Here is a 13219-nt window from a genome sequence, read left to right as displayed (position 1 = left end):
AAGGAAGAAAGGGGCCTGCCACAGGTTAGAACCGTGAAAGCCGCGCCGCCTACGCGCCCGACTTCAGGATCTTGCCGAGGAACGCCTGCGTCCGCTCGTGCTTCGGCGCATCGAACAATGCGGAGGGAGGTCCCTCCTCCAAGATGTAGCCCCCGTCCATGAAGATCACGCGGTCGGCTACTTCCCGGGCGAAGCCCATCTCATGGGTCACGACGATCATCGTGATCCCCTCGCGCGCGAGCTGCTTCATGACGAGCAGCACTTCGCCGACCATCTCCGGGTCGAGCGCCGAGGTCGGCTCGTCGAACAGCATCACCCGCGGGTTCATCGCCAGGGCACGGGCAATGGCTACCCGCTGCTGCTGCCCGCCGGAGAGGCGGTCGGGGTACTCGTCCCGCTTCGCCTCCAAGCCGACTTTGCGCAGCAGCTCCATCGCCTGCTTCTCATTGTCCCCCTTGTCGCGCTTCTTGACGTACTTCGGGGCGAGCATAATATTCTCGAGAACGGTGAGATGGGGGAACAGGTGGAAGTGCTGGAACACCATGCCTACCTGTTCGCGCAGGGCGTCGATATTGGTCTTCGGGGAAGTCACTTCGGTCTCGCCGATCAGAACCGTACCGGAGGTGACTTCCTCCAGCAGGTTCAAGCATCGCAGGAACGTGCTCTTGCCCGAACCCGACGGCCCGATCACACAGACGACTTCCTGCTCCTGGATGGTGGTCGAGATGTCCTTCAGTACCTCGACCGCTCCGAAGTTCTTCTTTAGATTCCGAACGGTGATCATTAGGCCGCAAATCTCCTCTCCAGCCTGCGGGCTACCCACGACAAGGCATAGATGATAATGAAGTAAAAGATCCCGACGACGCCCCAAATCTCGAAGGCGCGGAAGTTCTCGGCGATGATGATCTCCCCGCTCTGCGTCAGCTCCCGGATCCCGATGACCGATAGAAGCGATGTATCCTTGATGCTGACGATGACCTGATTCACAAAGGCCGGCGTCATCCGGCGGATCGCCTGCGGCAGGATGACCAGCCGCATCGTCAGGTACTTGCTCATCCCAAGGGATCGGGCCGCTTCCATCTGGCCCCGGTGGATCGAATTGATCCCCCCGCGGAAGATCTCCGAGATGTACGCGCCCGCATTCAGCGAGATAGCGGCCACGCCGGCGACCTCCGCGGGAATCCGGATATCGAGGAACACCGGCAGGCCCAGGTAGATGAAGAACACCTGGACGAGCAGCGGCGTCCCCCGGATCAGATCGACGTAGAAGATGGCCGGAATGCGTAAGAGCCGATTGGAGGAAGTACTCATAAGTCCCGAGATGAGACCGATCACGAACGCGATGACCAGTGAAATCGATACGATTTTAAGCGTAATCAGCGTGCCTTGGAGCAATACGGGGATGGCATCCAGCATGATTTGCCACGGAGACGTCAACGAATTCCAGTCCTTTCTGTATAGGAAGTCCTTTCTCCAGACTGTTCTATTTCTTGGCGTCTTCCTTCATGTACTTATTAATGATCTCGTCAAGCTTGCCGCTGTCTTTCACTTTCTTCAGCCCGTCGTTGACCTTCTTCAGCAGCTCGGCATTATCCTTGCCGACAGCAATACCGTAGAAGTCGCCGTTCAAGCGGTCGCCTACGATCTTCAGCTTGGAAGCCGGGTCCACGGCAATCTTGTAAGAAACGACCGGATAGTCCTCTACGGTCACATCGGCATTCTTGTTCACGACCTCCTGGAACATAGCGGGACTGTCATCGAAGTAGTTGACCTTCGCGCCGTACTTCTTCGCGAGTTCGTCCGCCTGCTTCGCGCCCGTGGTTCCTTTCTTGATCGCAATGACTTTATCCTTCAGATCCTCCGGCCCCTTGATTACCGTGTTGTCTTCACGCACGACCAGCGACAGTCCCGCCTTGTAGTAAGGCTCTGAGAGTGCGACAACCTGCTTGCGCTCGTCGGTAATGCTGATGCCTGCAATCGCCCCGTCGAGCTGTTTGGCGGTGATCGCAGGAATAATGCCCTTGAAGTCCATCGGCTTCAGTTCCACTTCGAAGCCCTCTTCTTTGGCGATCGCATTGATGAGCTCCACGTCGATACCGATATATTTGCCATCCTTCTCGAACTCGAACGGAGGGTACGTGGCATCCGTACCGAATACGTACTTCTTCGATCCCGCGCCCTGCTGCGCGCCGTCCGTACTTGCCGTCTTATCGGCCGAACCACAGGCACCAAGCGAAAGCGCGAGTACGGTGGTGAGTAGAATGGACCCTAATTTTTTCATAAACATTTGACCTCCTCTGGATTAAACAATGTACGGCGGACAACACGCAGCCCCTGGCTGTACGCCAAGGTTCTCGGGCAGATGATAAAGGTTTATCATACAGCCCTTTCCGTGCCTCCGACCTTCTTGTAAAGTTATCTAACATGAACGAACCCATTCTAGTCCATAACTAACCATGTGTCAATATTGATGACGCCATTCCTCCATTTGCCGTGTGAGTTAGCGCCCTATGGCTACCAGATGATGGATTCGTCCTCCATTAGTGTAAAAGAAAGCGCTTCATCTATCAACCCCTCTTTTTGTATTCCTTATATCCCTTGAGCTTCCCCTTCGACCACCTGTATCCCTTGAGCCGCCCCGTTATAATATGGATTATCTGGGGATAGTAGGACTGGCACCGCTATGATTTGGATCGGAGGGCAGAACTTATGAAGATGCTTAGACTCGCACTCGTGCTCGCCGCGGCCGTATCGCTGTGGCTGATCAACCACTATTACTTTCATTTCACCCCCCAAGGGGTCAGGGATGCGATCCTGAGCTTCGGCATTTGGGCGCCCTTGATTTATATTGCAGTATATACGGTAAGGCCGCTCTTCTTCTTCCCTGCCACCGTGCTATGTCTCGCCGGAGGACTGGCGTTCGGCCCCCTCTGGGGCACCTTCTACACGATTCTTGGCTTTACTGGAGACTCCATGCTCGTCTTCCTGCTGGCCCGCCGCTATGGAACCCGCTTCATCCGGCCGCCCGAAGGGAACATACGGAAGTGGCAGGAGCGTCTGGCACGCAAAGGCTTCCTCGCGGTGGCCTCGCTCCGTCTGATTCCCGTCGTTCCGTTCGACCTGATCTCGTTCGCCGCCGGCCTCTCTCCGATCCGCTTCCTACCTTACCTGGCCGGTACGGTACTCGGTACGATTCCCGTGACCTTCGCCTACAGCTTCCTGGGCGACCGCCTCTCCCATGGTCTCAGCCCCGCCCTGCTTCCGGGCCTGGCAGCGGTTCTGCTGCTTGCGGTGATTCCGGTCCTGCTCGTACGCCGGCGTTCAGCCAGATGACCGGGCTGGCGGGACCGAAGGGTAAAGCGTGTCAGAACCACCGCAGCTTGGGAGATGGACCTTGTGCTGCCTCTTCTCTTGGCCGTAGAAGACTCCTGCTTACCTTCACCAGGGTACAGAACAGCAATCTTGTGCTTATGTATACAGAATTCGTTTCAATACGCATTCTATTACCCCTCACAGCAGCTGATTAACCCATTTTATACCATAAATGTTGTTCCCCGGGGAACATTCCGTTCTCTTTCCCGCCGGCCTCCCGCGTTCCATCCACGCCAAAAAGGATACCTGCCGCCTCCCCGGCTTCCAGGTATCCTCTTTCCACTTTATCTTACAGCGGCTATCTCCGCTGCTACGCCCCCGGCTTCCCCACCGGAAGCCCCTGCTTTCGCTTCCACAACCGGTTGAGTCCGGCCATGACGGCCAGGAACACCCCATATCCCGCAAGCGTGCCGAGCAGACGCTTCGGATCGCTCGCCAGATTGTCCCCCGCCAAGGCGAACAGCAGCATGGCCGGCACTTTCCCCAGCGCCGACGCGGCGGCATACGTCAAGAACGGCACCCGGCTCAAGGCGCAATAGACGTTGACGAAGATCGACGGCACGAAGGGAATCATCCGTGTGAACAGAATCGAGAGGAATGCGTTACGCTCGAAGGCTGCCGTCAGCTTATCGAGACCCTTGCCTCCGTGCAGCAGCCGCTCGCCCCACTCCCGGTACCCATAGCGCACGAACAGGAACATGAGCAGGGATGCCGCCGTGGAGCCTGTCCAGGTGACGGCACCGCCGAGCAGCGGGCCGAAGGCCGCGCCAATCACGCCGCCGACCACCGGGTACGGAATCACCGGGAATAGCGCCATAAGCGAAGCCGCGAGGATGACCAAGAGAAGGTTGTCGGCTCCCTGCATCCAGTCCAGGATGCGGCTTCCGTACAAGTACAATAAATACGCTATGCCCACATAAACGATGCCGAGGCCCAGTTTGCGGATCATGCCACCCTCCCGTTATCCCTGCCGCCATCGGCGGATGAGATGGTTGATCACTTCCGAGAATACGAGCCCGATCGCGATAGCCCCGGACATCATGAACGCCTTGGCCGCCAAGGGCACCGCCAGATCGTATTGATTCTCCACTGCGTTGCGCATCGCATCATAAGCCATTCCCCCCGGAACCAGGGGGATAATGCCGGAGACGCTGAAGACAATCACGGGCGTCCTGTAGACCTTCGCGAACACTTGCGAGACCACGGCGACGAAGCAGGAGGACAAGAGCGTCGCTACGATTGGATCCACCGGCACCTCCAGGAACGTGAGGTACAGGGCCCAGCCGAGCATACCGACGAACCCGCCCTGGAGCAGTGTCCCCTTCGGCACATTGAAGAGGATCGCGAAGGCCGCCGTGGCAATGAAGCTGGTGGCGAGCTGTTCGAGCATCGTCATGCGATTCCCTCCCCGCCGAAGAAAGCGAACACGAAGGCGATCCCTGCTCCGATCGCGAAGGCGGTCAGGAACGCCTCCGCCCCCTTGGACAGCCCCGAGACGAAGTGGCCGGCCATCAGGTCCCGGACCGCATTCGTAATGAGCAGCCCGGGGACGAGCGGCATGACGGAGCCGATGATGATTTTGTCCAGATCCCGGCCGATCCCCGCCTTCAGGAAGAGGAAGGCCAGGCAGCCGATCAGCAGGGAGGACAGGAATTCCGCGAAGAACTTGATCGGCACCAGCTTGTGAAAGTAGAGCAGGAACGCAAGTCCCGCTCCGCCGGACAGCAGGGCCGGGACAAAGTCACGCCACGCGCCTCCGAACATGATAAGGAAGCAGCCGCTGGCAATCGCCGCAGCTGCGATCTTGAAGCTGACGGGATACCTCGGCCCGGCGGCATCGATCCCTTCGAGCTCCCGGTAGGCTTCGGCCGCCGTGAGTTCCCCGCTGCTGATCCTGCGGGAGACCGCATTGACATCCGTAACCTTGCGCAGGTCCGTGGACCGCTCCGAGATCCGAACGAGCCGGGTCGTCTGCCCCGGTCCCTCCACCGAGAAGATGATTCCGGTAGGCGTCACGAAACTGTGGGTGTTCGGCATGCCGAAGGCGTCCGCGATTCGGGCCATCGTATCCTCGACCCGGTACGTCTCCCCGCCGCTCTCCAGCATGATTTTGCCGGCTAACAGGCAGACCTGCACGACCTCTTGGGCGGGATTGGATTGTAGTAGCTGATCCATAGGTGTTATCTCCTAGCCAGCAGCCAAAGGGCGGTCCTCCCGTCCCGGCTTACGTCCGTTAGTTGGTTTCCAAAAGTATAGTATAAGGAGCCGGAGCTTTCAAGGCAGCCCCCTCACCTCAGGAGACGGACAAGCACCGAGGGGTGGAAAAATATATTCGCGGAGTGCGTCAGGTTCATCGCCTGCACCAGCTTCTTATACACCGTCTCATCCTTGGCGGATGCGCGGTAGATCTTCATCGTCAGCCACTGCTTGAACCGCAGGCCCGGCGGCCTCCGGCCGGGAATCGCGGGATGCCGGAACGCCTCCGTCAAGGCCGTCTCCCACGGGTAATCCGTCAGCTTGACGAGCTTCCGGTAGTATTCCCGGTGTAGCGTATCCAGCCCGCCGGCATCCTGTGCTCCCGCCAGCTGCCCCTGCAGCAGCTCCGCTTCCATCGCCGCGACGGACATCCCCTGCCCATAGATCGGATCGAACCGGCAGTAGGCATCGCCCAGCATCACCAGCCGGCCCGGCAGATGCCCCATCCGCTCCGGCCTGCGCCGCTGCTGGGCCGGAATCCGGCAGGTCTTGATCCCGCCGAGCGGCTCCGCGTCCCGGATGAAGTCATAGATATGCGGCTGGGGGAGCGCACTCGCCAGATCGAGGAATGCCTCTTCGGTCGCCGCCGGCTCTCCAAGGTAGGTGCCCAGCGTCACGCCCATCTTGCCGTCCTCGTACGAGAGGATGACGCCGAAGCTGGGCAGTTCCGGCAGCCGGGCGGAGATCAGCAAGTTCTTCCACCCCGGGGCGTGTTCTTCAGGCAGCCGCTTGTAATAACGGGTAGCGTAACACAGACCGATGTGGATGTTCTCCGACGTCCCGGCGGCATCTTCCTTGCCCGTCAGCCACTCCATCGTCTTCGAACCCGCCCCGCTTGCATCCACGATGAAGTCCGCCTCCAGCACCTCCGCCCGTCCCGATTCCTCCCGCAGCTTCACGCCGCGCACAGTCTTGCCTTCGGGAGACAAGAGAAGCCCTTCTGCGGCGGTGCCGTACCGGAACAGGACGCCGGGGCAATCCGCGGCAAGCCTCCGCCGGATATGCCACTCCAGGAAGGGCCTGGTCTGCTGCAGGCCCTCCAGCCCGCTGCGGAAGCGCCGCTTCCACGCCCCGGCTTGATACCATGCCATATCCCCGATGAAGTCCGTCACCACGCTGCCATCCGCGACCAGTTCTCCGGTGAACCCGGGGAACAGCCGGTCGAGCACCTGCTGCCCGCTCATCAGCAGCAGATGCGAGTGATGCCCCTGCGGGACCCGCCTGCGCGGCGTCTTGCCCTCCTGCGGTTCGCCCGCTTCCACAATCACCACCTCGCCGAACGACCCCGAGAGCGCCCGGGCCGAGAGCATTCCCGCAATGCTGCCGCCGATGACGACAGCCCGGCGGCCGAGCCGCCCCTGTGCTACCGATTCCTGCACCTATGCTTCCTCCATCTCCGGTTGGCTTCCATAAACATGAATATTTTACCAGCCTATGCGGAGTCCATGTGCTTTCTAAAGCACTCTTAAGGACACGGAGGACCACGGCAAATAACCCCTCCCCTGGAAAGGGGGAGAGGTTAGGACGATTGCAATCGGTACGTGCCAGGAGGATATCTTTCACTCCTGCAGCAGTCCCCGGATTTTCAAAAAATTCCGGAACGCGCTCAGGAGAAACGCGGCGGCCGCAGTGGATAGCGGCAAACAACAGATCGCATAGACTGGGCCCCATACCCAATAACCGGAGACATTCACTTGGCGGAGCCCGCCAAATGCAAGAGAACTTCCCATGATCGCGCCGGCAGTTCCCATATATAACACATTGATAAAACCAATGAAAGCACATAAGAACCAGAACTTTGATCTACTCAGGGCTTGAAAGGCGTGAAAGTAACCGGCAATCCCGAGTGTAATACACAAAGGAATACTTAACCCGCCGAAAAACCAGAACCATCCCTCCGCACCGCCCCCTCCAGCCAACCCATTAGCCAATACGGCAATAAATAGACTGAAGATAACACTGGCCACCAGTCCATAAGCAACTCCCCACAATGTACGGCGATAAGTATCATTCATCAGGACCGCCCTCCGTTCCCACTCGGGGTGGTTATAGTTCATTCCAACGCAAACTCCCCCGGCTCATGCCGGTACCGCTCCAAGTCGATGCGGTCGCCCGGGCCCATTTCCACGCCTTCGCTCTCCAAATAAAGCTTCTGCTTCTCCCTCGACTCCTCGTCCCGCATGGCAATCTCCCCTTTGGCATTGACCACCCGGTGCCAGGGAAGCCGGTGGGCCCTGCTCATCGAATGCAAGATACGGACGACCTGCCGCGCTGCTCTGGGGCTGCCGGCCAAAGCCGCAATCTGCCCGTACGTCATCACGGTTCCTTCCGGTATTTCCTTGATAATTCCGATAACTCTCTCGGTATAAGGATTCATTCCGCCGTCTCCCGTTCTTGTATAGACCTCGCCTGCGCTTCTATACCCCTCAGCCGAGGTTAGCCGGTGGCTCTGTAATCCTATTCTACCATAGCTCCCATCCCTATTTCCCACTTCCTCCCGCATCCTGCAGTCACGGCATTGCCCCCAATGGAACGGAATCCCAGGGGATTCGTTTAGCCTCCCCCTGGGCCGGGTAATAAGAAGCAACCTTACTTGAAGGAGATGGTAACGATGAGCAGCACACAAGGACTCAGTGACAAGATCAAAGGCGGCGTTTCCAAAGTAAAAGGTGAAATCAAAGACCAGATCGGCAACGCCACTGACGATAAATCCCTTCAAGCCGAAGGCAAACTGGACAAGCTGAAAGGCGAAGTGCAGGAAGGCATCGGCAAGCTCAAAGAATAGCCGTACTCGAGCGGATACGGCCCCCAGCCTGCGGGTTTGGGGGCTTTTTCCTGTATAAAAATGGATTGATATTGGCAGAGGTTGGTTTATAATAGAGAGATTCATAGTCCAATAGTCTCATCCCCTTTCTTACAAGAGCAGGTAAGGAAACCATGCGGGACTGGACACCATGCAGCTTCCATAGGAGGGTAACATCATAGTGAAAACTAGCTTCAACATCGCGGTCTCCGTCATACTAATCGCGCTGCTTCTCGTCCAGGCTTCAGCCTTCTCTTCTCCCGTTAGAGCTGCAGCTGCCGCCGGCGAGCGTACTTCGCTGATCATCCTGGTCCAAGACCGTGTGGACGAGTCCGCAGCCAAGCCTTATCTCAGGGCCCTGTCGTCTGTCGGATTGAACTTACAAGTGATGTCCGTATCCGAGACCATCGATTGGTCCAAGACCAAGCTGGTCATCGTCCCTGAAGCGACGGCTGCCTCTCTGCCCCCGCAGCTGCAGGATTCCTTGGCCGCTGAGACCCGCCAAGGGCTGGGCCTCGTCATGGAAGGCCCGTCGGACCTGGCCGCGAAGCTCGGCGTGAAGGTCCAATCCGGGACGGTCGGCATTCGCGATATCGCGGACCAGGCCCATCTGTCGACGGCCATCCACTGGAAGGAGCAGCTGACGATGCGGTTGTTCTCCATCGAGAATGGCCGAACCTTCGTCAGCGACAAGACCTCCGGTTCTCCTATCCTGTCCGGCGGCCAGGCGGGCAGCGGCCGCTTCCTCTATCTCGGGGTGCCGCTCGACGCCCGGGACGCTTGGGGCTTCGACCGGTTTCCCTTTTTCCATGACACCTTGACCGGCTACTTCGGCATCCAGCCGAACGTACGGATCGACGGCTTGTCGGCCTTCATCGACTGGGGGTATTACTACGATCAGGACCCGGTGCAGCTGGCCGAGAAGCTGAAGAGTATGGGCATCCGCAAGGTGTTCCTGAGCAGCTGGTATGACCGTCATCTCGTGTCCGACTATTACAAAAAATTCATCCATAGTGCGCATGTCAACGGCCTGCTCGTCTACAGCTGGTACGAGTTCCCGATGGTGTCCAAAGGCTTCTGGGACGCCCACCCGGAGTGGCGGCAGAAGACTGCCGCCGGCGGGGAAGCCCATATCGATTGGCGCTACCTGATGGCGCTGGAGATTCCCGAATGCCTGGAAGCGGTCAAGGAAGTCATCCGGCAGGATTTGACCGCCTATGACTGGGACGGCGTCAATCTCGCCGAGCTCTACTTCGAATCTCCCAATACGGCATTCGGGGACAAGGCTTCGATCACGCCGATGAGCGGTGCGTTCCGTGCGTCCTTCCAGGCGCAGTACGGCACCGATCCCCTGGAGCTGTTCACCGAGGGCAGTGCGAACCACCGGACGAAGAACGACGCTCTCTTCCAATCCTACGTGAAAGAACGCACCCGCCTTATCACGAAGCATCACGGGGAGCTGCTTGATTTTATCTCCAAAGGAACTTGGCCCCGTCCGCTGGAGCTCCTCCTTACGAACGTCGATACCGCCATCGAGACACACATGGAGGCCGAAATCGGTGTGGATATGGAGGAACTGACAGCCATTGCTTCCCAATATAAAGCCACAGTCATCGTGGAAGATCCGTTCACCCTGTGGAGCCAAGGTCCGGAGCGCTACCGCACGATGGCCGAGACGCACCAGAAGACGCTGGCTTCGGCAGGCTCCCTCTCTCTGGATATCAACGTAGTCGACCGGGCGGATCAGGGAGAGCGGCCGACGAAGCGGCAGACCGGCCTAGAATTCACCACCCTGATCGCCGAGGGGGCCAAGCACTTCCGCCCTGTCGCCGTCTACGAATCCCGGGTAGGCGATGCGGACAAATACAAGTACGCGCCTTATGCGCTGGGCTCCACTGTGAAAGTAACGCCTCTGTCTCAGACAGACCTGCGTGTGGAGGCGCCTTCCACCTTCGTCTACGAGATCGGCGGCGGCACCGGGATGCTGTACGAGGCCACGGTAGACGGCAGCGCGTGGCCTGCCGGCGGCCCAGACGGTGTGCTGCTGCCGAGGGGCAGCTATACCGTGAAGCTCGCTCCTAGAGCGGCGGAGGACAGCCGGCTGTGGCTCACGAGCTTCAACGGCGAAGTGCTGGACGCCGGCCGCACCGCTGGCGGGCTGACCCTGAGCTACGACGAGAAGCACCTCGTATCGGCGGAGCTGAATGCCAGACCGAAGACCGTCCTCGTGAACGGGCAGCCCGTGCAGCCTACGATCTACTACCGCAGCGGCGTCTTCGTCGTCGAGCTTCCCGCCGGGAAGAACACAGTGGAGTTCGCCGGAGGAAGCGACGAAGTGAGCGTGTCCCTGAACGGCAAGCTCGTGCCCTTCACGGAACCCGCCGTCATCCGCAGCGGTACCGCGCTCTACGCGCTGAGCGATCTGCTTCGCGCCCTGGGAGCGCCTTACCAGTGGAACGCTGAGCACCGGTCGGTCGAAGCCTCCCTCGGCGGCTACGCCATCTGGGCCCAGATCGACAATCCCGCCGCCCGGGCGAACGGATCGGATGTCTCGCTCGAGGTACCTCCGCAGATCATCAACGACCGGACGATGGTGCCGATCCGCTTCGTCTGCGAAGGATTCAACCTCTCCGTGGACTGGGATGCGCCGACACGCACAATTATCGTGAAATCCAAATAAGCGAAGGAGAACGGTCCTGCCTGCGTAAGCGGGCGGGGCCTTTTGGGTTAGAGCTTTTCCTTCAGTTACAGCTTTCTTCGGGTTGCAACCCTCCCATTTTCCATTTATTGGACGTGTCTATTTTTGTCGGTTCTTGCAACCTTCTGCGGAACCCGCCCGTCTGAGAGTTTGAAAGCAGCACCCACTACACAAGCCTGAGAGGAAGTAAGATGATGAACGCACCGAAGAATAGCACAATGAAGAAAAGCACAATGAAAAAAAGCCTGGCCCTGCTCACCCTGTCCACGGCCCTGATGTCTACCGGAGCCGCCTACGCTTCGACGACAACGAGCATGCCGCTGCCGATAGCAGCCGTATCCGCTCCGGAATCGGCCTCTGCTCCGGTTCTCATTAAGATTGGCGAAGAGACGCTGGCCGAGACCGGCTATCAGGTACCGGGCCAAGCCGAGCCGATGATTCCGCTGCGCAGCACAGCCGAGAAGCTCGGGTTCACGCTCGTATGGAAGCAGGAGACGCTCTCCGTCGAACTGAACAAAGGCAATATCTTCACCACGGTGAAGACCGGCGAAGACCGGTATGCGATCAACCGCATGTACACGTCGCTCGGCGCCGCGCCTGCGCTCGTCGAGAATAAGCTGTACGTACCGGTTTCCTTCGTAAGCAAAGTGCTGCATACCTCCGCATCCGTACAAGGGAACGCTGTGACGATCACAACAGAGGATGCGCAGAAGAACGAGCGGACGACCGGCGTAGTGACAGCGGTGACCTATAAGGATAATTACCGTTCCGTCCAGATCCAGGGGACAGGCACGAACGGAACTGTGCTCAATGTGGGCAGCGATACGGTCTTTCAGAAGAAAGACGGCTCCGCGCTCGCCTTCTCCGATCTGCATATCGGCATGACCGTGGAAGCCGAGCACGCGAAGTTCGCCACACTCAGCCTGCCGCCGCAGACACCAGCGTATAAGATTACGGTGCTTGATGCGGAGCAAGGCAAGGACCTCCTCGCTACAGCGGGTGAAATCCAGGACGTACGCAGCGGAGATAAGAAGGACAGCTTCTCCGTCGTCATCAAGGGCACCGGCTTGACCGAGCTCTCGCAAACCGAGGTCGTTCTTAGCGTTACCGCCGAGACTCCGGTCGTGAACATGAAGGGCGAGAAGGTGGACGCCGGCAAGCTGGTCAAAGGCGCCAAGGTAGTCGGGTTCTACGGCCCGGTCCTCACCAAGAGCCTGCCGCCGATCGGCAGCGCCTGGAAGATCGTAGTCGAAGCTCCGCAAGAATAGTCCGGAGGCCGGCCTCCTATGCGGTTCTATCGAGATAAACGACTTCACCGCCCTTTTTAAGGACGATGCGCGTTTATGAGATATATAAGATCACAGGATTGAGCCTTGGCGAGATTTAAATTCTTCCCTATCAACAAAAAAGACCTTCCATCCTACGGATGCGAAGGTCTTTTTCGGCTTTGGACTGCTGCTGTTCCGAAGGCGCCCCCCTCCTAAGGGGTTACATTTTCCACCGGCGGGGAAGTCTAAGAGAAAAACGGAAAGGAGAACGGAGGCCGGCTCATGGTAATCCTGACCAACCTTGCATTTCTCTTTTGGGCCCTGGCGTCCAAAGCTTACAAACAGTGGAGGACGTACTATCCGACCCTGGTTTTCGTCCCCTTCGTCAACGCCATGTATAACGTGCTCTGCGCGGACTACTTGCCTTGGTTCTATCAATCCGATTCCCTGCTGAGCCATAAGGCCATTGATCTCATCAATACCTTTATCCTGCTTCCCTGTACGGCGCTGCTTTACCTCCATTACTTCCCCGGCAGGCAGCGGATCCAGCTCTGGTACTATCTCGGCTGGATCTCGTTCTTCACCCTTATCGAATATGCCTGGCATGCGCAGGGACTGATCCAATACAACATCGGGTGGAACCTTTATTGGTCCATTCTCTTTTATTTCGCCATGTTCCTGGCGATTGTGCTGCATGACAGGCGGCCCCTCATGTCCTTGTTCTTCTCCTTCTCCTTCGCGGCTTCGCTGCTCGCTATCTTCCGGATCCGGTTCTGGGAGTAACCTGCGGCCTGGGAGCGGGGGCTTGACCTCATGACCATA

14 protein-coding genes are annotated in these 13219 nt (G+C 58.6%); 5 read left to right on the top strand and 9 right to left on the bottom strand.

Annotated features, from left to right (window positions below):
* Nucleotides 1–49: 49 nt before the first annotated feature.
* Genes O9H32_RS21520 through O9H32_RS21510 form a run of 3 tightly spaced genes read right to left on the bottom strand, consistent with a single transcriptional unit; the run spans nt 50 to nt 2281 of the window.
* Complete coding sequence (locus O9H32_RS21520) at nt 50–784, bottom strand: amino acid ABC transporter ATP-binding protein (protein ID WP_269868187.1); 735 nt, start codon at nt 782–784, stop codon at nt 50–52.
* A complete protein-coding gene (locus O9H32_RS21515) occupies nt 784–1437 on the bottom strand; it encodes an amino acid ABC transporter permease (protein ID WP_269868186.1) in 654 nt (217 codons plus the stop codon). Before O9H32_RS21515 ends, O9H32_RS21520 begins: the two co-directional genes overlap by 1 nt.
* A 46-nt stretch (nt 1438–1483) precedes the next feature.
* Complete coding sequence (locus O9H32_RS21510) at nt 1484–2281, bottom strand: transporter substrate-binding domain-containing protein (RefSeq protein WP_269868185.1); 798 nt, start codon at nt 2279–2281, stop codon at nt 1484–1486.
* A 428-nt stretch (nt 2282–2709) separates the two neighbouring features.
* On the opposite strand from O9H32_RS21510, the gene O9H32_RS21505 reads away from it, so the two are divergent.
* Complete coding sequence (locus O9H32_RS21505) at nt 2710–3333, top strand: TVP38/TMEM64 family protein (RefSeq protein WP_269868184.1); 624 nt, start codon at nt 2710–2712, stop codon at nt 3331–3333.
* Between the two features lie 349 nt (nt 3334–3682).
* Here the strand turns inward: O9H32_RS21505 and O9H32_RS21500 are convergent, their stop codons facing one another.
* The 6 genes from O9H32_RS21500 to O9H32_RS21475 form a co-directional block, all read right to left on the bottom strand.
* Nucleotides 3683–4321 (bottom strand): TVP38/TMEM64 family protein, encoded by a 639-nt coding sequence (locus tag O9H32_RS21500; RefSeq protein WP_269868183.1) that lies wholly within the window; start codon nt 4319–4321, stop codon nt 3683–3685.
* 12 nt (nt 4322–4333) lie between these two features.
* Nucleotides 4334–4768, bottom strand: coding sequence for a threonine/serine exporter family protein (locus O9H32_RS21495; protein ID WP_269868182.1), 435 nt, complete (start codon nt 4766–4768; stop codon nt 4334–4336).
* Nucleotides 4765–5547 (bottom strand): threonine/serine exporter family protein, encoded by a 783-nt coding sequence (locus O9H32_RS21490; protein WP_269868181.1) that lies wholly within the window; start codon nt 5545–5547, stop codon nt 4765–4767. The genes O9H32_RS21495 and O9H32_RS21490 overlap by 4 nt, the downstream gene beginning before the upstream one ends.
* Nucleotides 5548–5660: 113 nt before the next feature.
* Complete coding sequence (locus tag O9H32_RS21485) at nt 5661–7007, bottom strand: FAD-dependent oxidoreductase (RefSeq protein WP_269868180.1); 1347 nt, start codon at nt 7005–7007, stop codon at nt 5661–5663.
* 180 nt (nt 7008–7187) lie between these two features.
* Nucleotides 7188–7643 (bottom strand): hypothetical protein, encoded by a 456-nt coding sequence (locus O9H32_RS21480; protein WP_269868179.1) that lies wholly within the window; start codon nt 7641–7643, stop codon nt 7188–7190.
* Between the two features lie 38 nt (nt 7644–7681).
* The gene (locus O9H32_RS21475) at nt 7682–8005 is read right to left on the bottom strand and encodes an MGMT family protein (RefSeq protein WP_269868178.1); all 324 of its coding nucleotides are present in this window, start codon (nt 8003–8005) and stop codon (nt 7682–7684) included.
* 234 nt (nt 8006–8239) lie between these two features.
* On the opposite strand from O9H32_RS21475, the gene O9H32_RS21470 reads away from it, so the two are divergent.
* From O9H32_RS21470 to O9H32_RS21455, 4 genes are all read left to right on the top strand, one after another.
* On the top strand, nt 8240–8413 hold the full coding sequence (locus O9H32_RS21470; protein ID WP_269868177.1) for a CsbD family protein: 174 nt from the start codon (nt 8240–8242) through the stop codon (nt 8411–8413).
* Between the two features lie 199 nt (nt 8414–8612).
* On the top strand, nt 8613–11111 hold the full coding sequence (locus O9H32_RS21465; RefSeq protein ID WP_269868176.1) for a stalk domain-containing protein: 2499 nt from the start codon (nt 8613–8615) through the stop codon (nt 11109–11111).
* 251 nt (nt 11112–11362) lie between these two features.
* A complete protein-coding gene (locus O9H32_RS21460; RefSeq protein ID WP_269868175.1) occupies nt 11363–12397 on the top strand; it encodes a copper amine oxidase N-terminal domain-containing protein in 1035 nt (344 codons plus the stop codon).
* Nucleotides 12398–12679: 282 nt separating this feature from the next.
* Nucleotides 12680–13180, top strand: coding sequence for a CBO0543 family protein (locus tag O9H32_RS21455; RefSeq protein WP_269868174.1), 501 nt, complete (start codon nt 12680–12682; stop codon nt 13178–13180).
* Nucleotides 13181–13219: the final 39 nt, after the last annotated feature.

Origin of the sequence: Paenibacillus caseinilyticus, from assembly GCF_027533645.1 — a bacterium.
GTDB lineage: Bacteria > Bacillota > Bacilli > Paenibacillales > NBRC-103111 > Paenibacillus_G > Paenibacillus_G caseinilyticus.
Note: the sequence above shows the minus strand (reverse complement) of the source record. Positions and strands in the feature narration are given on the sequence as shown.

What these genes read in the sequence shown, in the direction of transcription:
- O9H32_RS21520 (WP_269868187.1), bottom strand. Translation starts at nt 784, where the DNA reads ATGATCACCGTTCGGAATCTAAAGAAGAACTTCGGAGCGGTCGAGGTA.
- O9H32_RS21475 (WP_269868178.1), bottom strand. Translation starts at nt 8,005, where the DNA reads ATGAATCCTTATACCGAGAGAGTTATCGGAATTATCAAGGAAATACCG.
- O9H32_RS21500 (WP_269868183.1), bottom strand. Translation starts at nt 4,321, where the DNA reads ATGATCCGCAAACTGGGCCTCGGCATCGTTTATGTGGGCATAGCGTAT.
- O9H32_RS21495 (WP_269868182.1), bottom strand. Translation starts at nt 4,768, where the DNA reads ATGACGATGCTCGAACAGCTCGCCACCAGCTTCATTGCCACGGCGGCC.
- O9H32_RS21460 (WP_269868175.1), top strand. Translation starts at nt 11,363, where the DNA reads ATGAAAAAAAGCCTGGCCCTGCTCACCCTGTCCACGGCCCTGATGTCT.
- O9H32_RS21490 (WP_269868181.1), bottom strand. Translation starts at nt 5,547, where the DNA reads ATGGATCAGCTACTACAATCCAATCCCGCCCAAGAGGTCGTGCAGGTC.
- O9H32_RS21505 (WP_269868184.1), top strand. Translation starts at nt 2,710, where the DNA reads ATGAAGATGCTTAGACTCGCACTCGTGCTCGCCGCGGCCGTATCGCTG.
- O9H32_RS21470 (WP_269868177.1), top strand. Translation starts at nt 8,240, where the DNA reads ATGAGCAGCACACAAGGACTCAGTGACAAGATCAAAGGCGGCGTTTCC.
- O9H32_RS21455 (WP_269868174.1), top strand. Translation starts at nt 12,680, where the DNA reads ATGGTAATCCTGACCAACCTTGCATTTCTCTTTTGGGCCCTGGCGTCC.
- O9H32_RS21480 (WP_269868179.1), bottom strand. Translation starts at nt 7,643, where the DNA reads ATGAATGATACTTATCGCCGTACATTGTGGGGAGTTGCTTATGGACTG.
- O9H32_RS21510 (WP_269868185.1), bottom strand. Translation starts at nt 2,281, where the DNA reads ATGAAAAAATTAGGGTCCATTCTACTCACCACCGTACTCGCGCTTTCG.